Origin of the sequence: Halobellus litoreus (assembly GCF_024464595.1) — an archaeon.
Taxonomy (GTDB): Archaea; Halobacteriota; Halobacteria; order Halobacteriales; family Haloferacaceae; genus Haloquadratum; species Haloquadratum litoreum.
This window is the reverse complement of record NZ_JANHAW010000003.1, coordinates 272,781-293,311: the sequence shown is the minus strand read 5'-3', so window position 1 is coordinate 293,311 and position 20,531 is coordinate 272,781. Positions and strand designations below refer to the sequence as shown.

Sequence of the window (20,531 nt, the reverse complement as noted above, 5' to 3'; positions counted from 1 at the left end):
GTTCTCGGCGCGTTACTAGTCGTCTGTTCACGTCGTTGCCCGGTAGCGGTTGGTCGGGCGTGTCTCCGGGCGCAAACGCAGAGATGTGTGGGGGTACGACTACCGAACGTCGACCCCGTCGAGAACGACAGCAGCGTCGCCGTCGACCTGCAGGTCGCGGAGTTCGCCGCTGAATCGATACCGCCTGTCGCCGGTCGTGATCGCCCCCTCGGCGGTGCACTCGGAGATGCGAGCCGCGGCGTCCGAACTCGAATCCTCACCCGGAACCAACTCACCGTCGACAGTCAGTTCGTACGTCGATGCGGTTCCGGTGCCGCTGATCCTGAGGTGGTGTTCTTTGTCGTCGCGCTCGGTTTCGGTCGCCACTGCGGCGGTGACAGAACCCCCGAGTGAGAGAACCGTCGCGACCGCCGCGGCACCGAGACGAACGTACCCCCGGCGTTCGAAGGTGCTACTTTCGGTCGACTGCTCCTCGGGAGGACCGACGCCGTTCGACTCCCGCTCCGTGCTACCGGACTCCGAATCGTGTGCCAGCTTGCGTGCCATGCGAGCGTTAATGCGGTATTAACCGCAATAAATATTCGGAAATTTACATATACACCAATGAAAGAATGTCTCAACGGGCGATAGTTCCGCCGATACCGCTCGTCGGCACGCACTCCTCCGCTACTCGGCGAGCGGCGTCTCTGCCCACTCGTCCATCCCCCCCAGTTGCCCGGATTCGTACATTTCTTCGAGCGGATTCCCCTCGACGGAGAGCGGCAAGTGGACCCGGCCCCGCTGTCGGGCCGACTCCCAACTGGCGAAGATCAACTCCGTCCCACGAACGGCACGCCGGCCCGAAAAGACCGGTTCTCTTCCGGCATCGAGGGACGAAACGAGGTGCTCGATGGCCTGTTCGTAGTGATTAGGGGGACGTGAGGGCGACGGCACGAACGGAATACGCTCTGTGACCTTCTCGAGTCCGAGATGAACGATACCGGGCTTCGGTCCGTAAACGCTCTCGTCGGTGTCGATCTCGTTCCACCCGCCGTCCGTGCGAATCCTGAGCGGCGGTCCGTCGTCGGGATGGATCTCGATGACGCCGTCTTCCCCGACGATCCGGAGGTACGCGTCGACGACGGTGTCGCCGTCCTCGGCGGTCGACGCGAACCCGATTGTACCGTCGGCGTATCGCCAGCGGGCGATGGCCCGCGTCTCGTTCAGGGCGCCGAACCACCGATTCTCGTGCGAGCAGTCGATCCCGGCCAGCACCCACTCGGCGCGCGCGCCGTCGACAAAGTAATCGCAGAGGTCGAAGAGGTGTGAGCCGGCGTCGAAGAGGTTCACCTCGGACCACTCCAGCCGTTCGAGTTCACCGATCTCGCCGTCTTTCAGGAGCTTCTTGGCACGTTGGACGGGCTCTGCGAGCCGTCGCTGGTGATCGATCGTCAACTGGACGTCCTCGGCATCGCACGTCGATACCATTCGCTGGCAGTCGCCCCACGTCGTCGCCATCGGCTTCTCGCAGTGCACGGCGTCGACGGAGGCCGTCTCAGCGCTGTCTACCACGAGGTCGGCGTGCACCGCCGGGGGGACACAGACGCTCACGATGTCCGGTTCGACCGCTTCGAGCATCGTTTCGTGGTCTTCGTAGACCTCGGTGAGGTCGTGGTGGTCGGCGAACGCCCGCGCGTTCTCGGGGACGATGTCCGCACAGGCGACGAGCGAACACGAATCGAGCCGTTGGTATCCCGCGGCGTGTCGGTACGCCATCGCGTATCCGTCTCGGTCTCTCGTCTCGGGGTCCGGCCCCGTTCCGATGATCGCCACACGGTGTGTCATTGTCGGACCCTCTCGGGATCGAAGCAATAGTATACGGCTGCTAACGCCGCGGTCTAACGTTCCTGATGACACGGAACCAGGCGGTGACCCCCAATCCCGATCGGCCGCTCTCGGGGTCCTGTGCGACCGACGTATCTCGAAGCGGAATCACTCGAATTCGATTCGAGCACACAGTCTCATTAATAGTAATGTACTTTCCGAATGAAACCGTGTTACTCCGCCTATGGAGCTCCGGGTCGCGCGCGCTGTCTTCAGTCGTATGTCAGCTCTCAGTCGACGGCGGACCGAATCGATTCGACAGTCGAAGGGAGCCTGTTAAGGAGTCATTACCGACCAAAATCGGACGACAGACCCCCCAATTCACTGAAATTTCTACTCGGTCATTCTCAATGTGTGGGAACGGGGCTCACTTGTAGATTCACCGTTAAGTTAATTATATCTATAGTACAAGAACGATTAAGGGGCCCTATGAGCGCGGGAAAATCGGGGTCACTCAACAGGGGATCGCTCGGGAAAACAGACGGTTCGACGGACGAGGATGCCGCAGACACCGACGACAATGGCAACTTAGAAATGATCGGCCAGGAATCTCGATCGAACGGGTCTGATCTGGACAAAGGCGAGATCTTCGACCTACTGAAAAACAGTCGTCGCCGGAGCACGATTCAGTACCTTCGGGACAACGGCGGCAGCGCGGAACTGAAAGACGTCGCCGAACACATCGCGGCCGAGGAGAACGATACGACGGTGAGACAGCTCTCTTCTGACCAGCGCAAGCGCGTGTACATCGGTTTGTACCAGTGTCACCTCCCGAAGATGGACAAACTCGGCGTCGTCGAGTACGACAAGAACCGCGGGACGATCGAACTACAGGAATCGGTGACACAGCTCCTACCGTACGTCGATCCGGTGGAAGACGGGCGGGAAATGGAGTGGGACTGGACGGTTCCCGCGATCGCGGCCTGCCTCGTCGTCGTCGTCTCCCTTGGCACCGTCGGTGTCGGTGCCCTCTCGAGGGTTCCGCCGACGGGATGGACGCTGGTGAGCGTCGTCGGTATCGTCCTCATCGTCGGAATTCAGTATTGGCAGTGACACGCCCGATGCCGAATCCGGTTCTGCCGGTCGGTGTCACTCCGAGTCCCGCGTCAGTCGTTGATGAGATGTTCGAGAAAAGAGTACTCGACCGCCTTGACGTTCGTTTCGTAGTACTGGTACAGCGCCAGCGCCAGCACGGCGCCAGCGAACAGGAGGCTCGTCGCCGGTGGGATGGCCCCGAGGATCTGCCCGACTGCGAGGAGTACTCCGAACGCTGCGAGCCCCCCGTAGTACGTCGCCCACTGTCGGTCCGGACCGACATCGTGGTTTAGCACCCGTGCGATGTCCTCAACCCGATCCGTCAGCGAGACAGTCTTCTCGTCGCTGTCGTACCGGACGATCCCGACCTCCTCGAGTTTCGGAACGTGTGTCTGGTACAGCGAGATGTAGAATCGTTTCACGACGTCGTCTTCGACCGATTCACCCGTCTCGTCGACCGCCGTATCCCGGGCGAGAGTCCGCAGGTCAGCGGTACCGCCGCGACGGTGGAGGTGATACAGGATCCGTCGCCGTCTCGAACTGCTCAGCACCTCGAATACGTCGTCTTTCGTGAGTTCCTCCGTCGTGTTCATGACATAATCTCATTGTCCAACAGCGGGTTCTTCGCCCCCTCGGTGTCCAAGCGATCCGAATACCCGTATATTGTGCTTCATTCAATTTGTTATCACGTCCATATCGCGAATATGCTCTTCCTGACTTGGAGACAGTCCATCCGAACGAGCGGGATTGATACACGATAACGCTCCCGCTCGGGTTTTAGCAATCGCTATTGCTATATATTTGATATAGTCGGCAGATCGACTGAACAGTGTCTGACGGTCCGCGACCGGAAGGCCAAACTATCTATCGAGTACGCGGAGAAGTAGCTGTGTGGTCACGGTGCGTCTTGGGCGTTTGGCGACGACGGTACGGGCGGATTTGACGGCAGGTGGGGTATCCTCTCCGGGTACATCGTCGTTCTCTCTTTCGGCCAATGCGTCCGATCGATCACGTCCCCAATCGCACTGGGCTGCGAGCATCAGTCCCGGCGGTACCAGACGTCGACGTGACAGTCGGGACCGTACGACTTGCCGACGATGTCGATCGAACCGTCGCCGGTGAGGTCGACCGCCTTCGCTTCGTGAGTCGCGACTCCGCGATCGATCTCGACACGCTCGAACCCATCGTCCGTATTCCGATAGACGAACATTCGTGGGGTCTCCCTGCCGTCCAATCCCATTTCGGCGACGAGCAGGTCCGGTCGGCCGTCGCCGTCGAAGTCAGCGGTCTGGATCGTGTGTGGGTTGTACAGATCGTCGTCGAGTGTCATCACGGACCAGTCCGGCGGGTCGAATATTCCGACCCGACCTCGGCGGTCTCCTTGGTACGGAAGGTCACCCTCGGTCAAGACGATCTCTTTGTCGTCGTCGTCGTCGAGGTCTGCAACGCCGACTCGCGTCCACTGCCAGTCGTCGCCCAAGCGTTCGCGGTCCCACTCGTCCTCGGATCCGTTCCGCCGAAACACGTTCGGTCCGGCGACGATTTCGGTGGTCTCGTCTCCGTCGAGGTCGGTGACGGCGACACCCTCGACGTTCAGGTCGTCGGCGATCACGTGTCTGTGGTCGTCGGGCCACGGAGAGACGGATGGGTCTTCGGGAACGTCGTAGTAACAGACCGTCTCGCTCTGCTGAGAGAGAACGACGACCTCCGGCTCGCCGTCGTCGTCGACGTCGGCTATCGCCGTATCGTGGTACTTCCGGAACTCGTCGGTGATGAGGCGTCTGGTCCAGGTGCGTCGCGGGTTCGACGGAATGTCGAACCAATAGAGGTCAGTCCCGTCGTTCTGCCCGATCACGAGTTCGGGATTCCCGTCGCCGTCGAGGTCGCCGATCGACCCGCCGACCGAGAGATCGGGGATCCGTGCGACTTCGTGGCGCTCCCAACCGGGGTTCTCGTACCAGAACACGTTAGATTCGAGCCGTTCGATAACCGACCCGACGACCGGCAGGTACCGAAGTACGACCCGTTTGCCGAGTACCTCCACTTCCATCTTCGAACCCATTCCGCCGACGAGCACGTCGGGCCGTCCGTTGCCGGTGAGGTCCGGCGTCAGGCAGAACCCGAGTCGGCCACAGGGAGGATTGTCGTCGATACGTTCGTGTCGGTATTTCACACCGGAGCTTCGAATCGACTGGCCAAGAGTAGACGCTCATTAAACGCGTCCAGCTGGTCGCCCCCTCCTAGCTGCACCACTCGTCCACCAGCCATCGACCCCGGGTTGTGATGTCGAATTCGGTCCGAAGGCCGATCACACGACCGTTCAAAAGCCCATAACAATGTCGCTCGTCGGCCTCTCGGAGTATGTGATGTTCGTGCACGCGAGCAGACGGTGGCGATGACCGTACCCGACAGCGACCAACTCACGGTGCTGATGTGTCCGGACTACAGGGAATCGAACCCGTACCAGTCCGAACTGATCGCGGGATTAGAGACCCGCAGCGTCGAGGTTACGGCGACCGATGCGGGGTGGGCATTCCCGCTCCTCCGGGGGCTTCGTCGTCAGGGAGTGCCGGACGTGCTCCACCTCCACTGGCTCCATCGCTTCGTCATCACCAACCGCCGGTTTCCCGCGGCGCTCGCCATACTGCTCGGCGCGAGGCTCGTTCTCGAGATCGCACTGTTGCGGGCGCTCGGCGTCCGGATTGTCTGGACCGTCCACAACCTACTGGATCACGAACGGACCGCCCCGCGCAGCGAACTCGCCGTCAGACACGCAGTGGCACGCCTCGTCGACAGAATTATCGTCCACTGCGATGCGGCGGCCGATTCAGTCGAGGAGACGTACCGACTTCCCGAGCGAGTCGCTGACCGCGTCCGCGTCGTCCCTCACGGCAACTTCGTGAACGTCTACGAGAATGACGTGTCGCAGTCGACAGCCCGCGAGCGACTCGACCTCCCGCCCGACGTCCCGGTGGTAGCCTTCTTCGGACTGATCCGGCCCTACAAGAACGTCCCTGGGCTGATCGAGGCGTTCAAACGCCTTTCCGGGACCGCGCGGCTCCTCGTCGTCGGAAACCCGTGGAACGATGACGTGGCGGACCGGGTGCGCGCAGCCAACGCCGACGATGAGCGGGTACACACCGTGCTCGAATACGTGCCCGAAGACCAGATACAGGTGTATATGCGCGCCACGGACGCGGTGGCGCTGCCCTTCGACTCGGTTCTCACCTCCGGCAGCGTGGTTCTGGCGATGTCGTTCGGCCGCGCCGTCGTGGCGCCGTTGATGGGGTGTCTCCCCGGACTGGTCGGATCCGAGGGCGGGCATCTGTACGATCCCGGAGACGCCGAAGGGCTCAAAGTCGCGCTTCGACGGGCGATAGACGACCGCGAGCGGTTACGGGAGATGGGGCTGCGGAATCGCGATGTGGCGCAAGCGTACGACTGGGACCGCGTGGCCGAACGGACGCGTGACGTGTATACGCTCGATGCAGCGCGGACGTACCGATGCCCGGAGGAGACGAAGTGACCGGGTCACGGGGGGAGTCGCGCCAAAGTGGAGCGGGTATCCGCACATAGCAATCGAAATTCGAGCGAAGGGACCGCCTAACGAAGTCCACATTCGTCCTAACGAGGCTCACGGAAGCGCTGCACGTCCGGGGTCACGTCCAGCATCGATGTCGAGATCGAAATCGACATCGGTCCTCTCGGAGTCCGTTCGAGGGTTCGTTTCGACCGAGCGTGCAGGCGGGACGACAGCAACAGAGATCACAGATGATCGAAATCCCATCCAAACGAATACTCACGTGGGACGTCGTTGCGGTTCTCAGCTATGCAGCCGCGGTCGTTCCACTCCAGTGGATCGAACTCCTCTCACCGATCCGAATTGCACTCTTGGCGCCGGTGTTGCTGTTCCTGCCCGGATTTACCCTCAGTACGGTACTGTTCCCGGGACGACCCGTCGGAGAGAGGTCGACCGCGACAAACGGAATCTCGCGGCTCGGGACCGTCGAACGAGCCGCACTCGCCGTCGGCTTGAGCGTCGGACTGCTTCCGCTGTTCGCGTTCGTGTTCGACCTCGTTCTCGGCCAGGTCGTCGGCCCAATAATCGTCGCCACCGCCGTCTTCTCGGCTGGTATGGCCCTCCTTGGGGGGTACCGGCGGTCGCGGGTCCCCGAGCCGGACCGCTTCGAGATTCCGATCGAGCGGTGGTTCGAGGAGTCGATAACATCGGTACGCGAGAACTCGACGGGGGCGGCCGTGGTCAACGTCGCGCTCGCTGGAAGTATCGTGCTGGCCGTCGGGGCCGTCGGTATCGCCTTCGCCGTTCCGCAGGAAGGTGCGACGTTCACCGATTTCGCGGTCGGAACTCAGCAAGGAGGCGAATTCGTTACCGACGGCTACCCCGAAGACCTCGCAGTCGGCGAAGCGGCCGAGACGGCTGTGCTCATCGAGAACAGCGAGGACAAACTCACGGAATACCACGTCGTCGCCCGCTTCGAGCGAGTGGAGGACGGCACTGTAACCGCCATTCAGAGCGCGGGTGGCTTCACCGTGACTGTCGACCCGGGCGAGACCGTTATCAGGAGTCACAGCGCGGTGCGATCGATAACTGGTGACGACGTTCGATTGCGGTTCTTCTTGTACCGCGACGAACCACCGACCGACCCGGGACCCGAAACTGCGTACCGGGCGGTTCACGTCTGGGTTGACGTCGAATAGCCAAGCGGGTGCGCGTCCAGCATCGTCCCCACCAGTGAGGTCGTCCATAACGAAGTGCGTATGGACGTTTCAACCGGCCATCGTCGCGGGTCGGGACACGTCCTGCGGTACATCGCAACGAGATAGGTTATGCACAGGAACGATCCACGAGCTCCGAAGCGTCGACCCGAACGGAATCCAACCGACAGCGCACTCACTCCGAGTGCGATCCGAACAGAGGACTGCGGGTGGGATCCGAGATGACCGAGGTCACGGCGTGGCTCGATCTAATTAGCCCGTCGCATCCGTTCTTTTTCGAGGGATTACTGGACGACCTGGGGGATGTCACGTTTCGGACCACCGTCCGACGGAAGACCGAGACCGTCGACCTGGCCCGTGAGGCAGGGTTCGAATTCGAGACGCTGGGGCGGGACTTCGAGAACGTCGCCCTGCGAACGGCAGCCGTTCCGCTGCGGACCGTTCAAGCTGCCGTGCAGGCTCCGACGGCAGACGTGTCGCTGTCGGCCCGAAACGCGATGTGCGTGCTGGCCTCGCGGGCACGGGGGATCCCATCGATCCACTTCACCGACAACGACATCACGGCGTACGTCGACGCACCCCTCGTCGAGCGGGCCTTCTGTCGGTTCAGGTCGACCGCAAGCCATCACGTCGTGCCATCGGCGTTTCAGACCTCTGAGCTGACGCGGTGGGGCGCGGACCCGGAACGAATCCACACGTACGACGGCTACAAGGAGGACATCTACGTCGCGAACTTCGAACCCGACGAGACGTTTCCCGAAGCGCTTCCGTTCGATACGTTCGTGGTGCTCCGTCCCGAGGCGCTGGGGGCGGCATACGTCGACGAAGCGGAATCGCTCGTGCCCCGGTTGCTTGAAGCGCTCACGGCGGCGGGAACGAGCGTCGTATACCTCCCCCGCAGGCCGGGAGATCGAGCGTACGCGGATCCCTACACAGAAGACTGCGTGTTCGTGCCTGACGGAGCGCTCGATGGTCTGCAACTCGCCTGGCACTCTGACGGCGTCCTGACGGGGTCGGGAACGATGGCCCGTGAAGCGGCCTGTATGGGGAAGCCGGCCGTCTCGTTCTTCCCCGGACCGCTGCTGTCGGTCGACCGATCGATGGTCGACGACGGGCTGATCGTTCACTCGCGTGACCCTGACGAAATCGTCTCGCACCTATCAGCTGTCGGGACGACGGACCGAGTCCCGGATCGGGATCGTTGCTTCGAGGTACGCGAGCAGGCGTCTTCGCTCGTGCGCGCGCTGATCGAGAACCCGCAGGACCCTGCACTCGGCTCGCATCCGGGGCCGGTCGAGGGATCTAATCTGCACCGGACCGAGTGAACATCCGGTTGAATCCGATCAAAGACCGACGTGAGATGAGACGCGGAAACCGCTCTATAACTTTTTGAAACCGCTCCGAGTGACGGATAGAATGGATCGGGACGCCCGATATACTGACGCCGAAAGATCAGGAGCGCGGTCGACAGTCAGTTCCGACTCGGGCGGAGGAGCGACCGCACCGGACTGGGAGCGTCCAGTCGCGGCAGATCAGCGCCGAAAGAACCCCGATTTCACCGTGGGTCGGGACTTTGAACGGGACGGTATCGGCTCCCGAGACGGCCCGGCGGTCGCCGGCTACGATGCGGCGGCCGTCTGTCGAACCGCTCTGGCGTGGGCTCGCGAGCGTGACTACGCCGGGTACGATCCGTACGACGGACTGAACAGTCCGGTGCTCTCGGCCGCCGCTCGACACTGGCTGCTCAGACTGGTGGTGATCCACGGCGTCCAGAAGTTCCCGTTGAACCTCAGGCCGTACCTGGGCGTCCCCAAGGAACGAAACCCGAAGGGAGTCGGACTGTTCGCCAGTGCGTATTTGAACGAGTACGAACGGACGGGCGAGGACGTCGCCCTCGGCGAGGCAGAACGACTGCTGGATTGGCTCGCGGACAACAGGTCACCGGCGTTCGATCGCTCCTCGTGGGGATACAACTTCGACTGGCAGAACTCGACGAAGTTCTTTCTCCCGGCGACCCACCCCTGCGGAGTCGTGACTGTGTTTTGTGCCCGGCCGTTCCTCCAGCACCACGATCTGACGGGATACGATCGGTCGCTCGAGGTGGCGCGCGACGCCGCCGAGTTCCTCCTGGAGGACATCGGGACCGAGTCCGTCGACGGTCACGAAGTACTCACGTACACGCCGTACGACTCGTACGTGGCGATCAATGCGAACGCGCTCGCGGCTGACCTGCTGTGGCGGGTGGGCCAGCGGCTCGACGAGCGGAAGTTCCAATCTCGCGCGCGAGAGCTGTTTGCGTTCGTCGTCGACGCGCAGACCGAGGAGGGCGGCTGGCACTATTCGGCCCCGGCGTCGGATTCACACCTGGGGTACGACAACTTTCACACGGGGTTCGTGCTCGAAAGCCTCAGCCGGTACGTCCGGGAACGGGACGCCGATCACCCTGCCCGGGAAGCCTACGACCGGGGAATGCGGTTCCACCGACAAAACCACTTCGAGTCCGACGGTGCGCCGAAGTTCGAGGACGACCAGTCTCGGCCCTACGACGTCCACGCCGCGGCACAGGCGCTGATAACCTTCACGCGTCGCGAGCGGCCTGAGGACGTGGAACTCGCACGCCGCGTCCTCGAGTGGACTTTGGACCGACTGTACGACTCCGAGGGATGTTTTCACCGCCGAATCGGGCGGTTCGTGACCGACGAAACGCCGTACATCCGGTGGAATCAGGCGTGGATGTGCCTGGCGCTGTCGGCGTTCCTGAAACGGGGGCACGGCGAAGTCCGGGTGTGATACGAAGATGTGACACTGCGAGCGACGAAATCGTGATCGCTGCGACCAACCGTTAGCCACAGAATACCCCGCGTACCGAGAATATTACTTATTCGGGGCCCTTCGAGGTACGGGTATGAGCACCCTCGGACTGGCCCGGAAGGCGGTCAAAAAATATCAGAGGGAGGGACTACGTCCGGTGTGTCGGTCAGCGGTTCGTCAGGCGAAAACCGTTGCTCGCAGCGATATGCTCTTCAAACGCGTGACGGCGGTCCGATACAGGGTTCAACGGTTGCGGTACGACGCGCCCGCGGACCCGTACAAGGTGATCAACATTCCCACCGACGAGATCGAACGCTTCAACGAGGCCATCGATACGAACCGCGGGCTCGGGATCATCAAAGGCGGAGACTGGGACGCCCCGGAAAACTGTGCACCCATCCGCTCGACGACTCATTACCGGGGGCTGAAACAGCGGTTTCAGGAAGGGAACGAGTGGGAGGACACGGAGTACTATCAGCAGCGCAAACACTCGATTTCGGAGGCCGAGACGGACCGGCTGGCGTACGTCGAGCGGCTGTACCACGACATACGAGACAACGGATACCGGCCGAATCACAGAGCCGCTCACGACGCGCCGGACATCGACGGCCGACAGAGCCAGTTCCAACACCTCCACTCTCTCGAACCACTGGTGCTCATCGCGAGAGACGGCGAACCGTTCCTCGCAGAGGGGTTCCATCGCTTGGCGATAGCGAAACTCGTGGGGGTCGAAGAGGTGCCGGTAAACGTGCTCGCGAGGCACGCCGAGTGGCAACAGGTCCGGGAAAGAGTACATCGTTTCGACGGGGACGTCCGTGCCGCCGGAGTGGCGGAGTACGCAGACCACCCCGATCTTCGCGACGTGATCGATTGAGCTGACCAGTCACGTTCGCGGCTACCCGCGATATTGCGTCCCGAGACGGAGCCAAAACGTACTCTCAGGACGTATAGCACCGTTTAGGACCTGGATAACAATTTCCGTAGGGGTGCCAGATGCAGCCGATGCGCGATCGTTTGGGGTCAGTTCGTGATCGACCGACTGGCGACTGGCGAAAGCTTGTCCTCACCGCCGGCTTCCTCGCCGTCGCTATCGGGACGATCAGCGCCTGGCAAACGCCCGCGACGGGGTACGAAGTGTCCGTGTACGCAGGAACGCCGAGGGTCTTCTGGGTCGGGGCCGCGGTCGGGTTACTCTCCGCTGCGCTCGTCACGCTGGCGTCGTGTCGCGACCGGAACGCAGGGGTAGCGGTTGGGCTCGGGCTGCTGACTACCATCACGATCGGGGCACTCCCGGTCATCAGGAGTTTTCGCTTTTACGGCCGCTCGGATTCGCTGACCCATCTCGGGTGGGCCACCGAAATTATGACGGGTCGTATGCGGTTCGGTGACCTCTTTTATCCTGCTGGGCACAGTATCACCGCGCTGCTGACGGATTCGATGGGAGTCCCGATCGAACGTGGGATGATTCTGTTTGCGGCCCTGTGTTTCGCGTTGTATACGATCTTTATTCCGCTGACGGCGAAAGCGCTGTTCGAGGATCGGCGGTTGACCGTCATCGCGGCGTTCTCGGGGACGATGGTGCTGCCGATCAATCAGATCAGCAACGGGCTGTATTTCCACACGTACTCGATGGCGATGCTGTTGTTCCCCGTGTTTCTGTACGCTCTCGTGAAACACCTCACGAGCGCTCCAACGGCCCGATCGGCGTTCGACCGTATCGGTTCCTGGAACCTCGTGCTCGCGATCCTGGGGATCACACTCGTCGTCACGCACCCGCAGCTGGCGTTAAACATCGTCATCCTCCTCGGAACGCTGGTCGTGTTGCACGTCGCGTTTCGGAACCGGGAGAAACTCGTGGTCTCGGACCTGCGCCCGGTCTACGGTGTGTTCGTTCTCCTCTTGCTCGTCTGGCTGGTGTGGGTCCTCCAGTTCGATAAGGTGTTCAACGTCGGCGAACGGGTGCTCGTGTCCACCTACGAGGCGATCATCGGAACGACCGACCCGGGCGAGTCCGTCGAGACCCAGGTCCAGTCGGCGCGAGCGGTCGAGGCGACGCTCTTGGAGCTATTCGTAAAACTGTTCCTAGTCCCGGCGACGTACTCCGTGCTGGCGCTTCTGGCGGTGCTCCTCCAGCTTCGGATCCCGTTCACCGACGGGACACACCGGGACGCCAAAGCCGCGCACAACGGCCGATCCGTCATCACGTACTTCGGGTACGCGGGACTCGTTCTCGGTCCGTTCTTCCTGGCCCACTTCATGGGGCCGGTGTCACATCTGTTCTTCCGACACTACGGGTTCGCGATGGTGTTCGTTACCATCCTCGGAGCCGTGATGATCCACCATCTCGCGTCGTGGCTCTCGACGAGCGGGTGGCGTACGATGGCAAAACCGGTCGCAATCGGGATCCTCGTCGTCGCGCTCGCCCTCTCTCTATCGACCATTTTCGCGTCGCCGTTTATTTACAACGCGTCGCATCACGTGACGGATCAGCACTTCAACGGCTTCGAGACGGCGATCGAACACAGCAGCGATGACATCCAGTGGAGCGGGATCCGAAGAGGACCTGGAAGGGAGTTCGACGCTCTTGCACCCGGAGTGGGAATGTACACTCGCCCGGCAGTGAGTACGGGCGCCTCAACGTACGGGGATCAGGACCTCGACCAACTCCTCTCAGGGGAGTTCGAGGAGGTCAGATATCTCCCGGTATCGGAGATCGACCGGGACCGGGAAGTGATCGCCTACCGCGAGCTTCGGTACTCGACGGAGTCGTTCGAATCGATCGGGACTCGATCGGGTGTGCATCACATACAGGACAACGGTGGATTCGACCTGTACTACGTCACACCGAGGAACCCCGAGACGGGACAGGAGATAAGCGGGACCTGAATGCCGGGATTGAAACTCGGCGGCGTCGAACACGGCACCGTCTACGCCACCCGAGGACTGACCGCCGGAACGTGGAGTCGGGGACGGGGGTTCGAACGGATCGGATCGATACCGGGATCGAACGTCGCCGCACGGCTATTCGATATCCCACCGATCAGCGGACTGCTCGATCGCGTCACGGGATCCGTCACGACGACGAACCTGTGGCCGATCGGTGGCGATCGGCTGCTGGCCACCGTCGGCGCCGAACTGTTCCAATCGTCCGATCGTGGACAGTCGTGGCGTCTCGTCAGGAGACTGCCGGAGTCATCGGGACCGATGGGCGTGCTTCCGACCGCCGTCTGTCGGCACGAGGACCGCCTTTACCTCGCCGAGTATCCCCTCGGCGGCGAGGCGGCGAGAGTAGTGGTCAGCGACGACGGCCGGCGATGGTCGACCTACGTGAGTCGCTCTGACGTGCGTCACTTCCACGGCGTCTTTCACGACCCGTACAGCGGTTCGCTGTGGGGGACCACCGGGGATACGAACGAGGAGAGCGCGATCGGACGCTTCGTGGACGGCGAGTTCCACCCCGTCGGTGGCGGGAGCCAGACCTGGCGAGCGGTCGACCTCGCCTTCACTCCCGAGTCGGTGCTCTGGGGGATGGACTGCTCGTACGCCCCCCGGATCGAGATCCTACGGCTATCGCGAGACGACATCCCTCCCGAACCGTCCGACACCGACAGTCCCGTTCCTGATGTCGTTGGTGCAGTCGATTCGCCGGTGTTCTACGCGGTGACGATTCAGTCGGGGGGAACGGCCTGGGTTGTGTTCTCGACTGCGGCAACGACTGGAACGGACAGCACCGGCCCGGGGACCGACGGAACCGGATCGGGGCCGGTGCAGGTGGTTGCTGCTTCGCGGCGGTCCGGATACGAACGGTGGCACCAACTGCTCTCTCTCGAACGGTCACCTGCGCTCGGAACGACGGTGCCAGGGATTCCGACCGCGAACGCGTACGCGTTTCTGGGGACGACGCCGGAGGGAGCGGTACTCATTAATCCGTTCAACACGGATCACAACCACGGGCAGATTCTCGTCAGTCATCCCGCCACGTTCACGGAGGCCCCGCGACTCTCGACGGAACCCAGAACGGTCGGGTAGCCGGGGACAGACCCGTCCCGACAGCGACTTCCACCCGTCGCATACCAGGTCAGTCGCCGGAGAAAGTACTCGAGAGCCGGAGAGACGATCCGAGCCGCTACTCCGCCTCGCCGTCGCCACAGAAGCTCTCCACACTGATGTTCCAGATGTCGCCCTGGCTGTTGATCAAGTGAACGGCATCGCCGCTGACGTCGATGTTCGAATCTTGAACGAGCACGTCGGTGCAGTTGCTGACCGTCACCCCGTCGAAGTCGCCGTTTACCGCCTGAATGCAGCAGTTCGAGACCCTCGATCCATCGCGGTTGCTGTGTATTTCGCAGACTGAACTCCTGGTCTGTTTCTCGGCGGTGACCCGCACGTCGAGATTTTCCAAAGTAACTGCTCGCGGTTCCTTAGCGCCGGGCTGCCTGGACTGAATCCAGAGCGTCGGGGCCTCCGTTCCGTTCCGAATTCGGCAGTTTTTGACGGTGAATCCGCCGGGGTTACTCTCGACGGTGTTGGTACATCTGATCATTCCCCACAGCGAGCCGGCATTCTGGGGTGCAACTGAGATGTCCTTGTAAATGAGGTCGCAGTTTTTGATCACGAGACCCGAATTACCGACGCGGGTGTCGATCATAATGCCAGTGGCCTGATGCGGTTCGGTTCCGCCGGTGTCGTTGAGCTTCGAGTGATCGTGCTCGATACGCGCCCCGTCGATGACGGACGTCTTCGTCGGGTGGTCCCCGCCCTGAAAGCGGAGGCTCGACACGTCGCAGTTCAGGAAGTGCCCTCCCTTGACTGTGACGACCCCGTCGTTGTTCGTCGACCGCATCGCGTTGTGCCCGCACTGCTCGAAGTGGACGTCCTCGAGCCGCAACTCGCCGACGTGTGTCGGCTGGTGGCGCATAAACGTGGTGCCAGGCGTCGTATTCGTCGACGATTCGTGACCGCCGAGATAGCTGCCCTGCTTCCCGATCGTGATTCGTCGTGCGATGTTGACGCCCTCCGTCGTCGCGCCGTTGGCACTGTCCACGTTCATCCGGAGCAAGGACCCAGCCGACTCGATCTGCGGTGGAATAAACCCGAGCCACTCGAGGTCGACGGCGATACCGTTGTCGTTGGCGTCCAGTAGAATGGAGACGGACGTGCGGTCGTCCTGGGTCAGTTGGATGGAGAAGTTGGCCAGGATGATGTCCTCGCCGCCCTTCTGATACACGAACCAGAACCCCTCTTGATCAGCGGCGTTCGGGAAGTGGAACTGGACGTCTCTGTGCGACTCGCCGATACCCACGAGGCCGAACCGTGAGGGGTTGTGTGGCGGATCGACCGGGGGCTGCTCGGCGACGGTGTAGTCGCCGGGAGGGAAGTCGATGCGGGTGCCCGTTTCAAAGGCGTCGTTCAACGCGTCGTCGATGGGCTCCTCGCCGGACGGATCCATTCCGAGGTCCTCGACCGCGTGCAGGGTGCGATCGAACTCGATGTCGTACGCGTCGGGGTCGAATCCGCCGAGGTCGTAGCCGGGTGTCGGGGTTTCGGTGCTAACAGCATCGGGAGTGTCAGTAGACGTGACCTCTGCCTGGTCCGGAGTGTTACAGCCACTTACCGCGATGAGTCCTGTCGTGAGACTGCCGAGAACTGCTCTCCGACTCAGCCGCTTCATACTGCGTCCGATAAGCGGGTTGGATATATTGTTAACACCCTTCTTCCGGATAAACTGAGAATTAACTAACTGGTTACCCCACCGACGGCGCGTACAGTGTCGATGACCGACGACCGGGGCGACGGGGAATCGCCGTTAGTGAGCGTCGTGCTCCCGACCTACGACCGCCCGGAGTATCTCAAGCGGGCGGTGCAGAGCGTGTGCAATCAAACGTATCCCTCGATCGAACTCCTCGTGGTCGACGATCAATCGCCAGAACCAGCAGCCGAGACGCTCGGGGAGGTACCCGTCGATTCCATCTCGACCGTCCGATGCGTTCGCCACGAAAGAAACCGGGGCGCGAACGCGGCCCGGAACACCGGTATCCGAGAGGCTAACGGCGATTTCATCGCGTTCCTCGACGACGACGACTGGTGGTTACAAACGAAGGTTAGCAGACAGGTCGAGCGATTCAGAAACGGACCGGACGACCTCGGGGTCGTCACCGTCGGGAGCCGGATCGTCGACGAGAACGGGACCCAGATCGGCGTAAAGCGGTCCTCGGTCGAAGGAGACGCTATCGAGCCGCTCCTGAACGGCGGCATCGTCGGGTCGTTCTCGCGCGTGATGGTCCGGGCGGAGGCGGTCGCGCGTGCTGGGTTGCTCGACGAGTCGTTCCCGAGCTGGCAGGACCGGGAGTGGTACTTCAGGCTCGCGAAGCACTACACGTTCGCCTCGGAGAGGACGGTTCTCGTCGAACGGCGGATCGACGCCGGCGGTCGTATCAGCGACGACTTCGAACGGAAGCGCGACGTTTCCTACCCGAAGTTCATCGAAAAACACCGCGCGTTCGCCGCGGAACAGGGACCGCTCGCCGAACGCCGATTCGTCGCCGGTCTCTCCAAGACGCTCGGGTTCTCCGGACTCTCGAACGGTTACTACCGGGACGCGATCAAATACCTCCTCGTCGCACTCGCGTACTATCCGTTCGATCCGAGAACGTACCTGTACCTCTGTCTGGCCCTCGGTGGACCGTTCACCTTCGAACCAGCGAGCCGGATCAAGCGGAGACTCAGCGGCGTGAAAGCGGGCAAAAACCCCTGAGAGTGTCGAAACGGCCAACGAAACGAACGAGCGGCCAGTGTCAGAAGCCCCGGGGATCGAACACGTGCGTTCGACCCGCGAGCAGAAATCCACGCGGCAGGCGATCGGCCGAACTGTTCGCTACACTGATGGGTCGGAACGGGGGGATGCCCCGATCCGACGAGTGATCACTCCTCGTCGAACCGGAGTTCGGCGGTCCCCTGGACCCGCATCATCGTCACGTCACCGTTGAAGCGGTAGCCGTCGACGTCGTCGGACACCGAGCCGATGACCATCCCGTCCTCGATAACGTCGTCGGCCTCTGCGGAGCCGAGGTCCGGCGATTTGTGGAGCGTCCCCGAGACGGCGAACTGGTAGGAGGTTTCGTCCTCGATCCCGTCGACGGTGAGCCAGTTCTCGAGGAACGGGTCCGCGTCAGTGCCAAGCAGGTCGGCGTCGACCTGTCTGTCGTCGAGGTAGACACCAGCCTCGCCGTCCAGCGAGAACTCGGTGACGTCGCCGTCGAAGCGGAACGAGGCGGTACCCGAAGACAGTTCACCCGCAACCTCGGTACCGGAGATCGCGTCTGCGCACTCTCCTTCACACCCCGGCGCGGCCGCGACCTCGCCGTCGACGGCGAACTCGTAGGTGGACGTCGTTCCGGTCCCGACGATCCGCAGAGAATGCTCGTAGGTGCTGTCGACGACCTCGTCGCGGGAGATCTCGGTCCCGCCTCGCGAGAACTCCATATCGTCGCCGGCAGTGAAACTCCGAATCGCCCCGGTGTAGTCGAACGCGTCGACGCCGGAGCGGATTGCGCCGGCGACGCGGACGGTGCCGTCGTCGAGCGCCTCGATCGTACTGACGGTTCCGTACTCGCTCAGTTCCATATTCTCGCGCGCGTCGCCGTCGACGACGAACTCGTACTCCGAGGTGGTGTCCGAGTCGGTGCCGTTGACAGCGAACGAGATCCAGTCGCTGTCCGACGAGTCAGTTTCGTCCGTCGAATCGTCACTCTCGGACGAATCATCGGTGGAGTCGTCCGTGTCCGAGCCGCTGTCGGCAGAGCCGTCGTCGGTCGACTCGTCAGTATCGGAGTCTCCGTCGACGACCTCGTCTCTGGTGATCAGTTCCCCGTCTCGTTCGAGGTCCATATCGTCGCCGGCAGTGAAACTCCGAATCGAGCCGGTGTAGTCGAACGCGTCGACGCCGGAGCGGATCGCGCCGGCGACGCGGACGGTGCCGTCGTCGAGCGTTTCGATCGTGTTGACGGTTCCGTACTCGCTCAGTTCGGTGTTCTCGCGTGCGTCGCCGTCGACGACGAACTCGTACTCCGAGGTGGTGTCCGAGTCGGTGCCGTCGACCGCGAGCGAGGTCCAATCGCCGTCTGAACCGTCGGTTTCGTCCGACGAGTCGTCGGTGGAATCTCCCGAATTCGAGTCATCGTCGGTCGAATCGTCCGAGTTGGAATCGTCGTTGGAGAAGTCCGGGACGTCACAGGTCGCATCGTGGGTAATGTTCCGGACGTTTCCGTCGGAGTTCTGCAACTGCACGGCTTCACCGGTCACGTTGATGTTCGAGTCCTCGACGACGACGTCATCGCATCCCTCGAACAGGACCGCGTCGACGTCGCCGTTGGGCGCATAGAAACAACAGTTCCGGATCACGGACCCATCTCGGCCCTCCTCGAAGTACACCAACGAGTCGATATTCCTCGATTTCTCCGACTCAGAGGTGAGATGAACGCCGTCTAAGACGACTTCGTGCGGCTGCTTGGCCCCCGAATCGATAGTCTGGAACCAGAGGTTCGGCGCGAGGGTTTCGTTGTGGATTCGGGTGTTCTCGATGGTGATACCACCCGGGTTGCTGTTGGCGGTGTCGGTGACACGGATTACTCCCCACAGGGAGCCAGCGTTGTCGGGCGCGACCGAGAGGTCCTTGTACTCGATGTCGCAGTTTCTGATCACGAGACCCGAGTTACCGACGCGACTGTCGACCATAATGCCCGCCCCTTGATGCGGTTCGGTGCCGCCGGTGTCGTTGAGCTTCGAGTGGTCTTTTTCGATGTGCGCCCCGTCGATGACTGACGTCTTCGTCGGGTGGTCCCCGCCCTGGAAACGGAGGCTCGAGACGTCACAGTTCAGGAAGTACCCGCCTTTGACCGTGACGACCCCGTCGTTGTTCGTCGACCGCATCGCGTTGTGCCCGCACTGCTCGAAGTGGACGTCCTCGAGCCGCAACTCACCGATATGCGACGTATCGTGACGCATAAACGTGGTGCCGGGAGTGTCGTCCGTCGAAGACATATGACCGCCGAGGTGGCTGCCCTGCTTCCCCATCGTGATACGTCGCGCGATGTTGACGCCCTCCGTCGTCGCGCCGCGGTCGCCGTCGACGTTCATCCGGAGCAGGGACCCGTTCGATTCGACCTGTGGCGGAATGAATCCGAGCCACTCGAGGTCGATCGCGAGCCCGTTGTCGTTCACGTCGAATTGGATCGAGACGCTGGTTTCGTGGTCGTCGGTCAGTTGGATCGAGAAGTTCTCGTACAGTACGTCCGTACCGCCGTACTGACGGAAGGCCCAATAGCCGTCCGACGAGGCGGCGTTCGGAAACACGAACTGGACGTCCCGTTGGGAGTCACCGAGACCTCTCATTCCGAACCGACTCTTCGACCCAGAGATCGGTGCCTCGTCGTCGATCCGATACGTTCCTTCCGGGAACTCGATCAACGTTCCGGTCTCGTACGCGCTGCTTAACGCCGAATCTATCGGGTCGTCGCCGTTCGGATCCATACCGAGATCCTCGACGGCGTCGAGCACGCGATCGAACTGGATCCCGTGCCGTTCGACAGCAGCCGAGCCTACTCCAGTCGACGCGATGACCGTCCCCGCCGTCACCGCGCTCAGTTTCACGTAGTCGCGCCGGTTCAGCAACCGCCCGCCGTCCGTGTGCTCGTCGTCCGATTCCTCGACCTGGGTGGACCTGTCGCTATCGAAGTCCTCGCCTGCCAGCTTGCGTGCCATGCAGGCTGTAATATCTACGTAACCCGGATAAATGTATCGTTAATTATATGTTCTCGATCTTGTGAATATCACAGAAAAACATATTTCTAAAGTGTAATGTCCAGAAGTCCTGCATTTTTTGAGCCGATTTGCCGGGAGGAGAAACACGTAGGAAATCAGTCGTTATCATCGTATTAACAAGGTCTTAACGCCGGTGTAGACTGCTGCGTGCAACCGTAGGGAGCGTGTCGGGTCCGTCTGTCGAGAACTCGGTAGCACGTGTCGAGGACGACCCCCGCCACCGGCAAAGTGATCGGGGTTGTCCGCCGGTGGCGTAAAGTCGTCAG

General features: G+C 62.0%; 15 protein-coding genes. 9 read left to right on the top strand and 6 right to left on the bottom strand.

The window, feature by feature from the left end:
- Positions 1-99 precede the first annotated feature (99 nt).
- Together NO360_RS15655 and NO360_RS15650 are read right to left on the bottom strand one after the other, a co-directional pair.
- On the bottom strand, positions 100-546 hold the full coding sequence (locus NO360_RS15655; protein ID WP_256308785.1) for a hypothetical protein: 447 nt from the start codon (positions 544-546) through the stop codon (positions 100-102).
- A gap of 120 nt (positions 547-666) precedes the next feature.
- Entirely contained in the window at positions 667-1,824 is a 1,158-nt protein-coding gene (locus NO360_RS15650) for a Gfo/Idh/MocA family protein (protein ID WP_345780211.1), read from the bottom strand.
- 468 nt (positions 1,825-2,292) lie between these two features.
- On the opposite strand from NO360_RS15650, the gene NO360_RS15645 reads away from it, so the two are divergent.
- Positions 2,293-2,916, top strand: a complete 624-nt coding sequence (locus NO360_RS15645; protein WP_256308784.1) for a DUF7344 domain-containing protein — start codon at positions 2,293-2,295, stop codon at positions 2,914-2,916.
- Positions 2,917-2,969: 53 nt separating this feature from the next.
- Here NO360_RS15645 and NO360_RS15640 read toward each other — a convergent pair whose 3' ends face one another.
- Both NO360_RS15640 and NO360_RS15635 read right to left on the bottom strand, forming a co-directional pair.
- A complete protein-coding gene (locus NO360_RS15640; protein WP_256308783.1) occupies positions 2,970-3,491 on the bottom strand; it encodes a DUF7344 domain-containing protein in 522 nt (173 codons plus the stop codon).
- Positions 3,492-3,937: 446 nt separating this feature from the next.
- Positions 3,938-5,071 (bottom strand): FG-GAP repeat domain-containing protein, encoded by a 1,134-nt coding sequence (locus NO360_RS15635; RefSeq protein ID WP_256308782.1) that lies wholly within the window; start codon positions 5,069-5,071, stop codon positions 3,938-3,940.
- A 222-nt stretch (positions 5,072-5,293) separates the two neighbouring features.
- Here NO360_RS15635 and NO360_RS15630 point away from each other — a divergent pair, with 222 nt between their 5' ends.
- From NO360_RS15630 to NO360_RS15600, 7 genes are all read left to right on the top strand, one after another.
- Complete coding sequence (locus NO360_RS15630; protein ID WP_256308781.1) at positions 5,294-6,424, top strand: glycosyltransferase; 1,131 nt, start codon at positions 5,294-5,296, stop codon at positions 6,422-6,424.
- 245 nt (positions 6,425-6,669) lie between these two features.
- On the top strand, positions 6,670-7,617 hold the full coding sequence (locus NO360_RS15625) for a DUF1616 domain-containing protein (protein ID WP_256308780.1): 948 nt from the start codon (positions 6,670-6,672) through the stop codon (positions 7,615-7,617).
- 239 nt (positions 7,618-7,856) lie between these two features.
- Entirely contained in the window at positions 7,857-8,960 is a 1,104-nt protein-coding gene (locus NO360_RS15620) for a DUF354 domain-containing protein (protein WP_256308779.1), read from the top strand.
- 91 nt (positions 8,961-9,051) lie between these two features.
- A complete protein-coding gene (locus NO360_RS15615) occupies positions 9,052-10,425 on the top strand; it encodes a prenyltransferase/squalene oxidase repeat-containing protein (protein ID WP_256308778.1) in 1,374 nt (457 codons plus the stop codon).
- Between the two features lie 226 nt (positions 10,426-10,651).
- Positions 10,652-11,320 carry a ParB N-terminal domain-containing protein gene (locus NO360_RS15610; RefSeq protein ID WP_256308777.1) on the top strand — a complete coding sequence of 223 codons (669 nt, stop codon included), beginning with the start codon at positions 10,652-10,654 and terminating at the stop codon, positions 11,318-11,320.
- Positions 11,321-11,448: 128 nt separating this feature from the next.
- Complete coding sequence (locus tag NO360_RS15605) at positions 11,449-13,332, top strand: hypothetical protein (protein WP_256308776.1); 1,884 nt, start codon at positions 11,449-11,451, stop codon at positions 13,330-13,332.
- Positions 13,333-14,475, top strand: coding sequence for a glycosyl hydrolase (locus NO360_RS15600; protein WP_256308775.1), 1,143 nt, complete (start codon positions 13,333-13,335; stop codon positions 14,473-14,475).
- Positions 14,476-14,572: 97 nt separating this feature from the next.
- Here the strand turns inward: NO360_RS15600 and NO360_RS15595 are convergent, their stop codons facing one another.
- A complete protein-coding gene (locus NO360_RS15595; RefSeq protein WP_256308774.1) occupies positions 14,573-16,117 on the bottom strand; it encodes a hypothetical protein in 1,545 nt (514 codons plus the stop codon).
- A gap of 102 nt (positions 16,118-16,219) precedes the next feature.
- Here NO360_RS15595 and NO360_RS15590 point away from each other — a divergent pair, with 102 nt between their 5' ends.
- Complete coding sequence (locus tag NO360_RS15590) at positions 16,220-17,200, top strand: glycosyltransferase family 2 protein (RefSeq protein WP_256308773.1); 981 nt, start codon at positions 16,220-16,222, stop codon at positions 17,198-17,200.
- A gap of 167 nt (positions 17,201-17,367) precedes the next feature.
- Here NO360_RS15590 and NO360_RS15585 read toward each other — a convergent pair whose 3' ends face one another.
- Entirely contained in the window at positions 17,368-20,205 is a 2,838-nt protein-coding gene (locus NO360_RS15585) for a hypothetical protein (protein ID WP_256308772.1), read from the bottom strand.
- Positions 20,206-20,531 lie beyond the last annotated feature (326 nt).